The 13,502-nt window shown below is 71.2% G+C and carries 12 protein-coding genes; 11 read left to right on the forward strand and 1 reads right to left on the reverse strand.

The features are described from left to right. Positions 1-9 precede the first annotated feature (9 nt). The 10 genes from RM609_RS33600 to RM609_RS33645 all read left to right on the forward strand — a co-directional run bounded on the left by RM609_RS33600 (position 10) and on the right by RM609_RS33645 (position 11,006). A complete protein-coding gene (locus RM609_RS33600) occupies positions 10-624 on the forward strand; it encodes a dTDP-4-dehydrorhamnose 3,5-epimerase family protein (protein WP_311616377.1) in 615 nt (204 codons plus the stop codon). Then, positions 621-1,688 carry a glucose-1-phosphate thymidylyltransferase gene (locus RM609_RS33605; protein WP_311616379.1) on the forward strand — a complete coding sequence of 356 codons (1,068 nt, stop codon included), beginning with the start codon at positions 621-623 and terminating at the stop codon, positions 1,686-1,688. The genes RM609_RS33600 and RM609_RS33605 overlap by 4 nt, the downstream gene beginning before the upstream one ends. After that, entirely contained in the window at positions 1,685-2,680 is a 996-nt protein-coding gene (rfbB, locus tag RM609_RS33610) for a dTDP-glucose 4,6-dehydratase (protein ID WP_311616381.1), read from the forward strand. The genes RM609_RS33605 and rfbB overlap by 4 nt, the downstream gene beginning before the upstream one ends. Beyond that, positions 2,677-3,981: a lipopolysaccharide biosynthesis protein RfbH gene (gene rfbH, locus RM609_RS33615; protein ID WP_311616383.1), complete on the forward strand. Its 1,305-nt coding sequence runs from the start codon at positions 2,677-2,679 to the stop codon at positions 3,979-3,981. Before rfbB ends, rfbH begins: the two co-directional genes overlap by 4 nt. Beyond that, positions 3,978-5,363: an NDP-hexose 2,3-dehydratase family protein gene (locus RM609_RS33620; RefSeq protein WP_311616385.1), complete on the forward strand. Its 1,386-nt coding sequence runs from the start codon at positions 3,978-3,980 to the stop codon at positions 5,361-5,363. Before rfbH ends, RM609_RS33620 begins: the two co-directional genes overlap by 4 nt. Further along, on the forward strand, positions 5,360-6,319 hold the full coding sequence (locus tag RM609_RS33625; protein WP_311616387.1) for a Gfo/Idh/MocA family protein: 960 nt from the start codon (positions 5,360-5,362) through the stop codon (positions 6,317-6,319). Before RM609_RS33620 ends, RM609_RS33625 begins: the two co-directional genes overlap by 4 nt. Positions 6,320-6,385: 66 nt before the next feature. After that, positions 6,386-7,258: an NAD(P)-dependent oxidoreductase gene (locus RM609_RS33630; RefSeq protein WP_311616389.1), complete on the forward strand. Its 873-nt coding sequence runs from the start codon at positions 6,386-6,388 to the stop codon at positions 7,256-7,258. Positions 7,259-8,026: 768 nt separating this feature from the next. Further along, the gene (locus tag RM609_RS33635; RefSeq protein WP_311616391.1) at positions 8,027-9,454 is read left to right on the forward strand and encodes a flavin monoamine oxidase family protein; all 1,428 of its coding nucleotides are present in this window, start codon (positions 8,027-8,029) and stop codon (positions 9,452-9,454) included. 83 nt (positions 9,455-9,537) lie between these two features. Further along, positions 9,538-10,782 carry a cytochrome P450 family protein gene (locus RM609_RS33640; RefSeq protein ID WP_311616393.1) on the forward strand — a complete coding sequence of 415 codons (1,245 nt, stop codon included), beginning with the start codon at positions 9,538-9,540 and terminating at the stop codon, positions 10,780-10,782. Continuing rightward, complete coding sequence (locus RM609_RS33645) at positions 10,779-11,006, forward strand: ferredoxin (RefSeq protein ID WP_311616395.1); 228 nt, start codon at positions 10,779-10,781, stop codon at positions 11,004-11,006. The genes RM609_RS33640 and RM609_RS33645 overlap by 4 nt, the downstream gene beginning before the upstream one ends. A gap of 77 nt (positions 11,007-11,083) precedes the next feature. On the opposite strand, the gene RM609_RS33650 is transcribed toward RM609_RS33645, so the two are convergent. Then, positions 11,084-12,253: a steroid 3-ketoacyl-CoA thiolase gene (locus RM609_RS33650; RefSeq protein WP_311616397.1), complete on the reverse strand. Its 1,170-nt coding sequence runs from the start codon at positions 12,251-12,253 to the stop codon at positions 11,084-11,086. Positions 12,254-12,538: 285 nt separating this feature from the next. Between RM609_RS33650 and RM609_RS33655 the strand changes: the two genes are divergently transcribed. Then, a partial coding sequence (locus RM609_RS33655; RefSeq protein WP_311616398.1) for a cytochrome P450 family protein occupies positions 12,539-13,502 on the forward strand: 964 nt, incomplete at its 3' end.

The following is a 13,502-nucleotide window of genomic DNA, read 5'->3' on the forward strand; positions in this document are numbered from 1 at the left end:
CGGCCCGCCATGCCCGTGACCGAGACCGGCTTACCCGGCGCATACCTCCTGACCCCCCATCACCTCACCGACGAGCGCGGAAGCTTCTACGAATCGCTGCGCACCGAGGAGCTGGGGCGGGCGCTGGGGCACCCCTTCGTCCCCCAGCAGATCAACTACTCGGTGTCGCGCCGCAACACCCTGCGCGGCATCCACGGCGTGACCGTCCCGCCCGGCCAGGCGAAGTACGTCACCTGCGTGCGCGGCGCGGTCCGCGACATCGTCGTGGACCTGCGCGTCGGTTCGCCCGCGTTCGGCCGGTACGCGGTCAACGAGCTGGACGCCGCGTCCGGGCGGTCCGTGTATGTGCCGGAAGGGGTGGGACACGGCTTCCTCGCCCTCACCGACGACACGTGCGTCTGCTACGTGCTCTCGAGCGCGCACGTGCCGGGCACACAGATCGACATCGATCCGCTCGACCCCGATCTCGCACTCCCCTGGGGGTTCGCCGAACCCCCACTGCTGTCCGAGAAGGACGCCCGCGCGCCCGGCCTCGCCGAGGCGCTGGCGGCGGGCGTGCTCGCGACATGGCCGGAGGCGACCCGGGGCACACCCTCCACCGCTCTGAGGAGTCCACTGTCATGAAGGCCTTGGTGCTGTCGGGCGGTACGGGCACGCGCCTGCGTCCGTTCAGCTACTCCATGCCGAAACAGCTCATCCCCGTGGCCAACAAGCCCGTTCTGGAACACGTACTGCGGAACATCGCCGAGCTGGGCGTGACCGAGATCGGCGTCATCGTCGGCGACTGGCTGACGGAGATCGACCGGGTGGTGGGCGACGGCTCCCGCTTCGGCGTGCGCATCACCTACATCCAGCAGGACAAGCCTCGCGGGCTCGCGCACTGCGTGGCGCTGGCCCGCCCGTTCCTCGGCGACGACGACTTCGTGATGTACCTGGGCGACAACATGCTGCCCGAGGGGATCGGCGCCGTCGCCGAGGACTTCCGGGCCGCGCGGCCCGCCGCCCAGGTCGTCGTCCACAAGGTGCCCGACCCGCGGGCCTTCGGCGTCGCCGAGACCGCCGCCGACGGCACCGTGCTGCGGCTGGTGGAGAAGCCCGCCCACCCCCGCAGCGATCTCGCCCTGATCGGGGTCTACTTCTTCACCCCCGCCGTCCACGAGGCGGTGGCGGCCATCGCGCCCAGCGCCCGCGGCGAACTGGAGATCACCGACGCGATCCAGTGGCTCGTCGAGCACGGGGCACCGGTGCGCGCCAGCGAGTACACCGGCTACTGGAAGGACACCGGGCGCACGGAGGACGTCCTGGAGTGCAACAGGAAGCTCCTCGGTGACCTGGCGCCCCGCGTCGCGGGCGAAGTGGACGAGGCCAGCGAGCTCATCGGCCAAGTCGTCGTCGAGGCCGGGGCCCGGGTGGTGCGCTCCCGCATCGAGGGACCCGTGGTCATCGGCGCGGACACCGTCGTCGAGGACAGCGACGTCGGCCCGTACACCTCCCTGGGCCGTGGCTGTCTGCTGCGCGCCACGCGCCTGTCCGACTCCATCGTCATGGACGGCGCGTCGATCTCGGGCATCCCCGGTCTGCACGGCTCGCTCATCGGCCGCTCCGCCGTCGTGGGGCCCAGCGAGCACGTCGCGTCCCATCACCGGCTGGTGGTCGGGGACCACACCCGGGTGGAGGTGGCGGCATGAGGATCCTCGTCACCGGCGGTGCCGGCTTCATCGGCTCCCACTACGTCCGTACCATGCTCGCCGGCGGCTACGCGGGATACGAGGGCGCCCGCGTCACCGTGCTGGACAAGCTCACCTACGCGGGCAACCGCGAGAACATCCCCCTCGGCCACGCCCGCCTGGAGCTCGTCGAGGGCGACGTCTGCGACCGCGCGCTGCTGCGGGAACTCCTGCCCGGTCATGACGCGGTGGTCCACTTCGCGGCGGAGTCCCACGTCGACCGCTCCCTGGCGTCGGCCGAGGAATTCGTCCGCACCAACGTGGGCGGCACCCAGACCCTGCTGGACGCCTGTCTGGCGGCGGGCGTCGAACGGGTCGTCCACGTCTCCACGGACGAGGTCTACGGCACCATCGCGGAGGGCTCCTGGACCGAGGAGTGGCCGCTGCTGCCCAACTCCCCCTACGCCGCCTCCAAGGCGGCCTCCGACCTGCTGGCCCGCGCCTACTGGCGCACCCATGGCATCGACCTGTCGATCACTCGCTGCTCCAACAACTTCGGCCCCTACCAGCACCCCGAGAAGCTCATCCCGCTCTTCATCACCAACCTGCTGGAGGGCGGGCCGGTGCCCCTGTACGGGGACGGCCTCAACGTCCGGGAGTGGCTGCACGTCGACGACCACTGCCGGGCCATCCAGCTCGTCCTCACCCGGGGCAGGGCGGGCGAGACGTACAACGTGGGCGGTGGCAACGAGCGGACCAACCTCGCCGTCACCGAAGAGCTGTTGCGGCTGTGCGGCGCGGACCGCTCGGCGGTCCGGTACGTCGCCGACCGCAAGGGCCACGATCTGCGCTACTCCCTCGACGAGACCAAGATCCGCGAGGAACTGGGGTACGCGCCACGAGTCCCCTTCGACCGGGGGCTGGCCGACACCGTCGCCTGGTACCGCGACAACACCCAGTGGTGGAAGGCATCCAAGTACCGTCACGACAAGGAAGAGGGGAACCGCGGATGAGCGACCACAAGGCGCTGGTCCTGGACGAGGTCCGCAAGTATCACCAGGACGTCCAGCCGGACGGTGGCTTCGTCCCGGGAGTCACGGAGATCTGGCCCTCCGGGGCCGTGCTCGACGCGGACGACCGGGCGGCGCTCGTGGAAGCGGCCCTGGACCTGCGCATCGCGGCGGGCGCGAGCTCACGCAAGTTCGAGTCGGCGTTCGCCCGCCGGCTGAGCCGGCGCAAGGCGCACCTGACCAACTCCGGCTCCTCGGCCAATCTGCTGGCGCTCACCGCGCTGACGTCGCACGTCCTCGGCGACCGGCGGCTGCGGCCGGGCGACGAGGTCATCACCGTCGCGGCCGGCTTCCCCACCACCGTGAACCCGATCGTGCAGAACGGACTGGTCCCCGTCTTCGTCGACGTGGAGCTGGGCACGTACAACACGACCGCGCGACGGGTGGCGGAGGCGATAGGCCCGAAGACCCGCGCCATCATGATCGCGCACGCTCTCGGCAACCCCTTCGAGGTCGCCGAGATCGCCGAACTCGCGGAGGAGCACGACCTGTTCTTCGTCGAGGACAACTGCGACGCGGTCGGCTCCACCTACCGGGGCCGGCTCACCGGCACCTTCGGCGACTTCACCACGGTCAGCTTCTATCCCGCGCATCACCTCACCATGGGCGAGGGCGGCTGCGTGCTGACGTCCGACCTCAAGCTGGCCCGGGTCGTGGAGTCCCTGCGCGACTGGGGCCGTGACTGCTGGTGCGAGCCGGGCAAGAACAACACCTGCCTGAAGCGCTTCGAATACCAGATGGGCACCCTCCCCGAGGGCTACGACCACAAGTACATCTTCTCCCACGTCGGCTACAACCTGAAGGCCACCGACCTGCAGGCGGCGCTGGGGCTGACGCAGCTGGCCAAGCTCGACGGGTTCATCGAGGCCCGCAAGCGCAACTGGCGACAGCTGCGGGAAGGCCTCGACGGCGTGCCGCACCTGCTGCTCCCGGAGGCCACCGAGGGCAGCGACCCCAGCTGGTTCGGATTCGTGATCACCGTCGCCCCGGAGGCGCCGTTCAGCCGTGCCGAGCTGGTCCACCACCTGGAAGAGCGGAAGATCGGCACCCGGCGGCTGTTCGCCGGCAACCTGACCCGGCAGCCCGCCTACATCGGCCGGGAACACCGGGTGGTCGGCACCCTGGCCAACAGCGACATCATCACCGAGCACACCTTCTGGATCGGGGTCTACCCGGGCCTGACCGAGGAAATGCTCGACTACGTCATCAGCACGGTCAAGGAGTTCGTGGAGAAGCGCGGATGATCCCGGCGAACGCCCTCACGGCCCGTACGGACCACGCCCTGCCCACCCGGCTCGCCCGGTCCGCCGCCGTGGGGTCGCGGGGCGCGGGGATGCCGACGGCGCGGTTCGCCGACTGGCTGGCGGGGCGGGCGGACGCCCACCGCTTCCGGGTGGAACGCATCCCCTTCACCGGGCTGGACGGCTGGTCCTTCGCCGACGGCACCGGCAATCTGGTGCACCGCAGCGGGCGCTTCTTCACCGTGGAGGGACTGCACGTCGCCATCGGCGACGGGCCGGACGCCGAATGGCGACAGCCGATCATCAAACAGCCGGAGATCGGCATCCTCGGCATCCTCGCCAAGGAGTTCGACGGCGTGCTGCACTTCCTGATGCAGGCCAAGATGGAGCCGGGCAACCGCAATCTGCTCCAGCTCTCGCCCACCGTGCAGGCCACCCGCAGCAACTACACCCGGGCGCACCGGGGCTCGGACGTCAAGTACATCGACCATTTCATCCGCCCCGGCCGCGGCCGGGTGCTCGCCGACGTGCTGCAGTCCGAGCACGGCTCCTGGTTCTTCCGGAAGTCCAACCGCAACATGATCGTCGAGACGACGGAGGACGTGTCGCTCGACGAGGACTTCTGCTGGCTGACCCTGGGGCAGCTCGGCGAGCTCCTGCGGCTGGACAACGTCGTCAACATGGACGCCCGTACCGTGCTGGCCTGCGCGCCCGTCGCCCACGACGAGCCGGGCGCGCTGCACTCGGACACGGAACTGCTCTCCTGGTTCACCGCCGAGCGGTCCCGTCACGATGTCCGTGCCGAGCGCGTCCCGCTCGCCGGGCTGCCGGACTGGGTTCGCGGCGAGAGCACGATCGAGCACGTCCACGGCCGGTACTTCCGCGTGGTGGCCGTCGCGGTCGAGGCCGGCAACCGGGAGGTGCCGTCCTGGACGCAGCCGCTGTTCGAGCCCGTGGACCTCGGCGTCACGGCCTTCGCGGTCCGCTCCTTCGGGGGCGTGCCGCACCTGCTGGCCCACGCCCGGGTGGAGGGCGGCTTCCTCGACACCGTCGAGCTGGGGCCGACCGTGCAGTACACCCCGCGGAACCACGCCCATCTGACCGGCGCGGCCCGCCCGCCCTTCCTGGACGCGGTCCTGGGCGCCGCCCCGGAGCGGATCCGCTACGAGGCGGTGCACTCGGAGGAGGGCGGCCGCTTCCTCAACGCGGAGAGCCGCTGCCTGTTCGTGGAGACGGACGCGGCGACCACACCGGACGAGCCGCCGCCCGGCTACCGGTGGGTGACGCCGGGACAGCTGAACTCGCTGGTACGGCACGGGCACTACGTCAACGTCCAGGCGCGTACGCTGCTCGCCGTCCTGGCGGCCGGGGCGGTACGGCTGTGACGCGCCCGCTCCGGATCGGCGTCCTGGGGTGCGCGGACATCGCCCGGCGCCGGATGCTGCCCGCCTTCGCCGCCCACCCGGGCACCGAGCCGGTGGCGGTGGCGAGCCGGGACCGGGCGAGGGCGGCGGCACTGGCGGAGGAGTACGGCTGCCGGGCCGTCCACGGGTATGCGGAGCTGCTGGCGGACGACGCGGTCGACGCGGTGTACGTGCCACTGCCGCCGGCCCTGCACGAGGAGTGGACCGAGACCGCCCTGCGGGCCGGCAAGCACGTCCTCGCCGAGAAGCCGCTGACGCTGGACCCGGTGCGCACGGCCGCGCTGGCGGCCCTCGCCCGGGAGCGGGGGCTGGCGCTGATGGAGAACGTCATGTTCGTCCACCACCCTCAGCACACGGCCGTGCGCGAACTCGTAGCGAAGGGCGCGATCGGGGAACCGAGGGCCTTCCACGCGGTCTTCACGCTTCCGCGGCGGCAGGCCGGCGACATCCGGCTCCGCCCCGAGCTGGGCGGCGGCGCCCTGTGGGACGCCGGCGTCTACCCGGTCCGGGCGGCCCTGCATCTCCTGGGCCCGGAGCTGCGGGTCGTGGGGGCGACGGTCTCGCGGGGGCCCGGTGACGCGGTGGACACCGCGGGGGCGGCGCTGGCCCGCACCCCCGGGGGCGTCGGCGTCCAGCTCTCCTTCGGGCTGGACCACGCCTACCGCAACTTCTACGAGATCTGGGGCACCGAGGGCACGATCACGGTCGACCGCGCCTTCACCCCGCCGGCGGGCCACCGGCCGGTCCTCCGCCTGACCGGCCCGGCCGGCTCCGGGACGGTCGACCTGGCCCCGGCCGACCAGGTGGCGGCCACCGTCGGCGCCTTCGTGGCGGCCGTGCGGGCAGGGGCGTCGCTGGACGCGGACGCCCTGCGCCAGGCGCAACTGCTGGAAGAGATCCGGCACTTGGCCGGTTAGAGCGTTCGTTTCAGATATGCTAGATTCCCATTGAATAGAACGATCGTTACAGACCTGGGGGTTTCCATGAGCAAGCAGTCGGTTACGGTGATCGGCCTCGGCCCGATGGGGCAGGCCATGGTGGGCGCCTTCCTGGCGGCCGGGCACCGGGTGACGGTGTGGAACCGCACCGCGAGCAAGGCCGACGAGCTGGTGGCCAAGGGCGCCGTCCTGGCCCCGACCGTGGCGGACGCGCTGGCCGCCAATGAGCTGATCGTGCTGAGCCTGACCGACTACGAGGCGATGTACACGATCCTGGAGCCCGCCGCGGCCTCCCTGTCGGGCAAGGTGATCGCCAACCTCAGCTCGGACACCCCGGACAAGGCCCGGGCGGCGGCCGAGTGGGCCGCCGGGCACGGCGCCCGTCACCTCACCGGCGGTGTGCAGTGTCCTCCGTCGGGCATCGGCCAGGAGGGGTCCATCACCTTCTACAGCGGCCCCAAGGAGGCCGTCGACGCCCACGCGGAGACGCTGAAGGTGCTGACCGACATCGACTTCCGGGGCGAGGACGCGGGCCTCGCGGCGCTGTACTACCAGATCCAGATGGACATGTTCTGGACCGCGATGCTGAGCTGGCTGCACGCCCTCGCGGTGGCGGACGCCAATGGCATCACGGCGGAGGAGTTCCTGCCGTACGCGCAGTCGACCATGTCGTCCCTGCCGAACTTCATGGCGTTCTACGCCGGGCGGATCGACAAGGGCGAGCACCCCGGGGACGTGGACAAGCTCGCCATGGGCGTGGCGAGCGTCGAGCACATCGTGCACACCGCCGAGAACGCGGGCATCGACCCTTCCCTGCCCGCCGCCGTCCTGGACGTCTTCAAGCGCGGCATGACGGCCGGGCACGCCGGGGACAGCTTCACCAGCCTGATCGAGGTGTTCAAGAAGTCCGCCTCCTGACCCTCTCCCGCGCCTTCTGACACAGCGGCGGCGGGCCACGGGGCGACATGCCCCTTGGCCCGCCGCCGGCCGCCGCCCGGACACCCCCGGCGCGGCGGCGGCCGTACCCTTCAGCCGACGGAGCCCCCGTCGGCTTTTCGCGTTCCCGGGGCCCCGGCCACGGACCGGCATTTACCTGCCCCCACCATGGATGAGCGGGAGGAGACCCTCCGGTGACCCCGCATCGATGACCGTTCAGTACAGTCGCGTCAAGGCCATGAACAAGACACAACACCGTTCAGGCCCATGCTGATTGATAACGGGGGGACCAGAATGGTCACGAGTGGCTATGGCGCCCCGCCCGGTGCGGGCGGGGACGAGCTCCTTCACATGGCGGGGAACCGCACCGCTGTCACCTATGGTGAACAGCACCCGATCGGGTGCGTGCGCATGACCGGCGACGTCCGGCTCCTTTCCCGCCGCGGCTGATCGTTCAACGCCCCGGTCTTCCACCGACCGGCAGCCCGGCGCATCCTTTCGGCCCCACGCGACCTTTCCATCGGCTGCCCGCCTGAGCGCCCCATGCCGCCGGCCACCGTCCGTCACGGACGGTGATCCGTGCGGTCCGTGCCCGCCGACCTACCCGCCATCGGGCCGCGTTCGACGGCCATCGCACGCGATGACGGGAACAGTGCGCCCGAACACCCCGGGACTTTCGATCGCCGGGGCGTTCTGTCGGCAATTGCACCGGACCGATGGCCGCAGCCAGACAAACACCAGAGGACTTCCATGCACTCTCATGGCGCGAACTCGTCCATCGCCAACCGCCGTTTCGGGCGCCGATCGCTACTCAAAGGCATCGGCGCGGGGGCACTGACGGTCGGCCTCGGCACGGCCGGGCAGGGCATCGCCCACGCCGAAGAGGAAGCACTGTTCGACGTGGTCATCATCGGCGCCGGGTACGCCGGGGCCATGGTGGCGCGCGAACTCGGCGCCAAGGGCCTGAACACCGTGGTCCTGGAGGCCTCGGACCGCGTCGGCGGCCGCATCTGGACGGACACCTGGGCCGGCGAGCAGATCGAGGTCGGCGGCCAGTGGCTCGCGCCTCAGCAGCAGCTGGTCAACAAGGAGCTCACCCGGTACAACATCGCCACCTACGAGGACCCCATCCCGGACCGCGTCATCGTCGCCGGTACCACCGGGCTGAAGGCGTTCTCGCCCGGTGACGCCGCCAAGTTGCTGACACCCCTGTGGACCGAGTTCTACAAGGGCTCCGAGAAATACTTCGAGCGCCCGGCCGAGCCGCTGTACCGCAAGGACCTGCTGGCCGCGGTGGACCCGCTCTCGCTGGCCGACCGGATCAAGCAGATGAACCTCTCGCCGGCCGAGGTCAACATGCTCACCGGCGAGACCTCCGTCTACTCCGGCGGCCCCAGCACCCTCGGCTCGCTGACCGGAATGGCCCAGTGGTACCAGCTCGCCGGCGGTACGTACGAGAGCTACTCCAGCGCCATGGGCCGCCGGCCCGTCGGCGGTATGACCACGATGCTCCACGCCATGCTGAAGGAGAACTTCACCATGGTCATCAAGGGTTCGCCGGTCACCCGGATCTCCGACCCGGGCACCGGTAAGGTCACGGTGTGGACCGCCTCCGGCCGCCGCTACAAGGCCCCCGCGGTCGTCGTGGCCACCTCCACCAACGCCTGGAAGAACATCGCCTTCGAGCCCGGTCTGCCCAAGGCGCACACCCAGGCCACGACCCAGGGCATCGGCGTCCCCCACGGCACCAAGATGTGGCTGCACATCAAGGGCAACGTCGAGGCGACCGCCGGTACCGCGCCCGAGGGCTCGCCGATCCTGATGATGGTGCCGCAGAAGCAGCTCGCGGACGGCCGTCTCATGATCGCGTTCACCGGCCCCGGGCTGGACGTCAACGACCCGGTGAAGGTCCAGGCGGCCGTCCAGCAGTGGATCCCCGGGGCCCAGGTCCTCAAGTCCCGCGCCATGGCCTGGGGCAAGGACAAGTGGGCGGCCGGCGCCTGGGGCTTCCGCCGCCCCGGCCAGCTGACCGGGCTCTTCCCCCAGATCGAGCAGCCCCACGGCCGGGTCGTCTTCGCGGGCGCCGACATCGCCGAGGGCTGGCACGGCGCCTTCATCGAGGGCGCCCTCGAGTCGGGCCTGCGCGCCTCGAAGCAGGTCCTCACGCTCGTGAAGTAACCCCTTACAGCACCGCCGGGCCGCGGTCGGCCCGGCGGTGACCGTCCCGTGACCGCACCCATGTCTCGTCAAGGAGATCAGTGATGGCCGCATCCCCGCTGCCGACAGAGCTGTTCGGCTACGAGTACTACCAGAACCCCTACCCGGCCTTCGCGTGGCTGCGCGACAACTCGCCGGTCCACGAGTTCCGTTTCCCCGTCGGCGACGTACGGACCTGGATAGCGACCCGGTTCGAGGACGTCCACGCGCTGCTGGGGGACCCCCGGTTCAGCAATGACGCGACGGCCTACGCCAGCCGCGAGTTCCTGGACTCGGGCATGGTGCTGGGCGCGGACACCCCGGTGGCACGGATCCTCACGGTGCTCGACCCGCCGGACCACACCCGCGTCCGCAAGCTCGCCATGGGCGCCTTCACCCCGCGCCGGGTGGCCCAGTGGCGCGAGCCCACCGAGCGGATCGTGGCCGCCTCGCTCGACAAGCTGGCGGTGTCCGAAAGCCCCGACGTCGTGGACTACGCGAGCGCCATCCCCGCGGCGGTCATCGGGGAGATCCTCGGCATTCCCATGACCCGCTACAACGACATGCTGCACGCCATCGACCGCGCCTTCCGCCCGGACGACGACAAGGACAGGATCCAGCGCGCCTTCGAGGACATCGCCGAGTACGGCCGTGAACTCATCGCCGAGAAACGGAAGATGCTCGGCGACGACCTGATGACCGTCTTCATCCAGGCGCGCGACGGCGACGACCGCCTCACCGGGGACGAGCTGGTGTCCATGCTCGCCCTGATGATCATGGCCGGTCTGGACACCACCCGGAACCTCATCGGCTCGGCCGTCCTCGCCCTGCTCGACCACCCCGAGCAGCGCCGGCTGCTGATGTCCGACCCCGGGCTCGTACCGGGCGCGGTCGAGGAGTTCCTGCGCTACGACGGGGCCCTGACCGTCGGCCTCTTCCGCTTCGCCAAGGAGGACATGGAGTTCGCCGGGACGCGGCTGCCCGCCGGCGCCCCCGTGGTCGCCGCACTCCAGGGCGCCAACCGCGACCCCCGCCGCTTCACCGACCCCGACCGTCTCGACATCACCCGGGACGGCCCGCGCCACGTCGGCTTCGGCCACGGCCTGCACAACTGCCTCGGCGCGGCGCTCGCGCGCGTGGAGGCCGCCGTCGCCATTCCGGCGATCTTCGAGCGCTTCCCCCGCCTGGAACTGGCCGTCCCCCGCTCCGAGGTGACCTACAGCGAGAACTGGCTGCTGCGCGGCCTGGCCTCGCTCCCCGTCCACCTCCACGGCACCGGTGCCGACGGCGGGAAGGGCGGCGCGCGATGACACCAAGGCTCGTGGTCGACAAGAAGGTGTGCGGCGGCGCCGGTCTGTGCGGGGCGATGTACCCGGAGCTGTTCCGGCTGGGCGACGACGGCCTGGCCGAGGCGCTGAAGTCCGGGCTGACCTCGCCGGAGGACATCGAGGCCGCCGAGGACGTGGTCGGCTGCTGCCCGACGGAGGCCATCACCCTCCTCGGCCTCGACGAGGACGGCGGCACCACGGCCTGACGGGCCCCGCCGCGACCTGACACCGGAGCGGGGGGCGACACCGGGGCGGGGGGCGACACCGCGCCGCCCGCTCCGCGTCACAGCCGCTGGATGATCGTCCCCGTCGCCAGCGCACCGCCCGCGCACATCGTGATCAGCGCGAACTCTCCGTCCCGCCGCTCCAGCTCGTGCAGCGCCGTCGTGATCAGCCGGGCGCCCGTCGCCCCGACCGGGTGCCCGAGCGCTATCGCGCCGCCGTTGACGTTGACCTTCTCCAGGTCCTGCTCGAAGACCCGCGCCCAGGAGAGCACCACCGAGGCGAAGGCCTCGTTGATCTCCACCAGGTCGATGTCCCGTAAGGACATCCCCGCCCGGCCCAGCACCGCCCGGGTCGCGTCGACGGGCCCGTCCAGGTGGAAGTGGGGGTCGGCGCCGACGAGCGCCTGGGCGACGATCCGGGCCCGGGGGCGCAGCCGCAGCGCCCGGGCCATCCGCTTGGAGGCCCAGAGCAGCGCCGCAGCGCCGTCGGATATCTGCGAGGAGTTGCCGGCGGTGTGGACGGCCGTGGGCATCACGGCCTTGAGCCCGGCCAGCGCCTCCATGCTGGTGTCGCGCAGGCCCTCGTCGCGGTCGACCAGACGCCACATGCCCTGCCCGGCGTACTGCTCCTCCTCCGTGGTGGGCACCTGCACGGCGAAGGTCTCGCGCTTGAAACGCTCCTCCGCCCAGGCGCGGGCCGCCCGCTCCTGGGAGAGCAGGCCGAGGGCGTCGACCTGTTCACGGGTGAGGCCGCGCCTGCGGGCTATGCGCTCGGCGGCCTCGAACTGGTTGGGCAGGTCGACGTTCCACTCGTCGGGGAAGGGCCGGCCCGGTCCGTGCTTGGAGCCGCTGCCGAGCGGAACCCGGGACATGGCCTCGACACCGCAGCCGATCCCGATGTCGATCACCCCGCTCGCGATCATGTTGGCGACGAGGTGGTTGGCCTGCTGGGACGAGCCGCACTGGGCGTCCACGGTGGTGGCGGCGGTCTCGTAGGGCAGGCCCATGGCCAGCCAGGCGGTCCGGGCCGGGTTCATCGACTGCTCCCCGGCGTGGGTGACCGTGCCGCCGACGATCTGCTCGACGCAGTCGGGCTGGATGCCGGTGCGCGCGAGGACCTCACGATAGGTCTCCCCCAGCAGATAGGCCGGATGGAGGTTGGCGAGCGCGCCGCCGCGCCTGCCGATGGGCGTCCGTACGGCTTCGACGATCACGGGTTCCGCGGCCATGTCCGGCTGTCCTCTCCTCGCGCGTCCGCTGGGCGTCCCGGCGCCCCCGGCAAAACGAGTACGCGTTCCAGTTCCGCTTCCGTCCGTCGGCAGTCTTTCGAGCGCCGCCCCCGCCGCACAAGGGTCGCGCACGCCCCGCGCGTGCGACAGATGGCGTCGCGTGCCTTGCCGGTCCACGACCCCGTCACTACCGTCGGACGACAGGTTTCTGATGGCCCATCAGTACAGCCGCCCGTCAGCACAGCTACGCCGTTCCCGGCGGCTCCCCGAACTGGAGTGGTGGCCATGCCGTCCTGTCCCGCGCTGCCCGAGGGCTTCGACTTCACCGATCCGGACGTCAACGCCCGTGGAGTGCCGCTGCCGGAGTTCGCCCTGCTGCGGCGGACGGCCCCGGTGGCCTGGATCCCCCAGCCGCACGGCCTCGCGGGCTTCGACGACGACGGCTACTGGGCCGTCACCCGGCACGCGGACGTCAAGGAGGCGTCCACCCGGCCGGAGGACTTCTCCTCCGGCCGCAACACCTCGGTCATCCGCTTCCACCCCGGTATGCGGCGCGAGCGGATCGACGCCCAGCGGCTGATGATGCTCAACATGGACCCGCCCGAGCACACCCGCGTCCGCCGGATCGTCCAGCGCGGCTTCACCCCCCGGGCGGTCCGGGCCCTGGAGTCGGCCCTGCGGGAGCGGGCCGGACGGATCGTCACGGCCGCCCGGGAGCACGGCAGCGGTGACTTCGTCACCGACATCGCCTGCGAACTCCCCCTCCAGGCCATCGCCGAACTCATCGGCGTCCCCCAGCACGACCGGGCGAAGATCTTCGACTGGTCCAACCGGATGATCGCCTACGACGACCCCGAGCTCGCGGTCACCGAGGAGACCGGCAGCCGCTCCGCCATGGAGCTGATCGCCTACGCGATGGACCTCGCCGCCGCCCGCACGGCCAGCCCCGCGCGGGACATCGTCAGCCGGCTGGTGGCCGCCGAGGACGAGGGAAGCCTGGGCTCCGACGAGTTCGGCTTCTTCGTGCTGATGCTGGCCGTCGCCGGCAACGAGACCACACGCAACGCCATCAGCCACGGTATGCACGCCTTCCTCACCCACCCCGAGCAGTGGGAGCTCTACAAACGGGAGCGGCCCGCCACCACCGCCGAGGAGATCGTCCGCTGGGCGACCCCGGTGATCTCCTTCCAGCGCACGGCGACGCGCGACACCGAGCTGGCCGGCACGACGATCCGCGAGGGCGGGCGGG

Origin of the sequence: Streptomyces hesseae, assembly GCF_031845785.1 — a bacterium.
Taxonomy (GTDB): Bacteria; Actinomycetota; Actinomycetes; order Streptomycetales; family Streptomycetaceae; genus Streptomyces; species Streptomyces hesseae.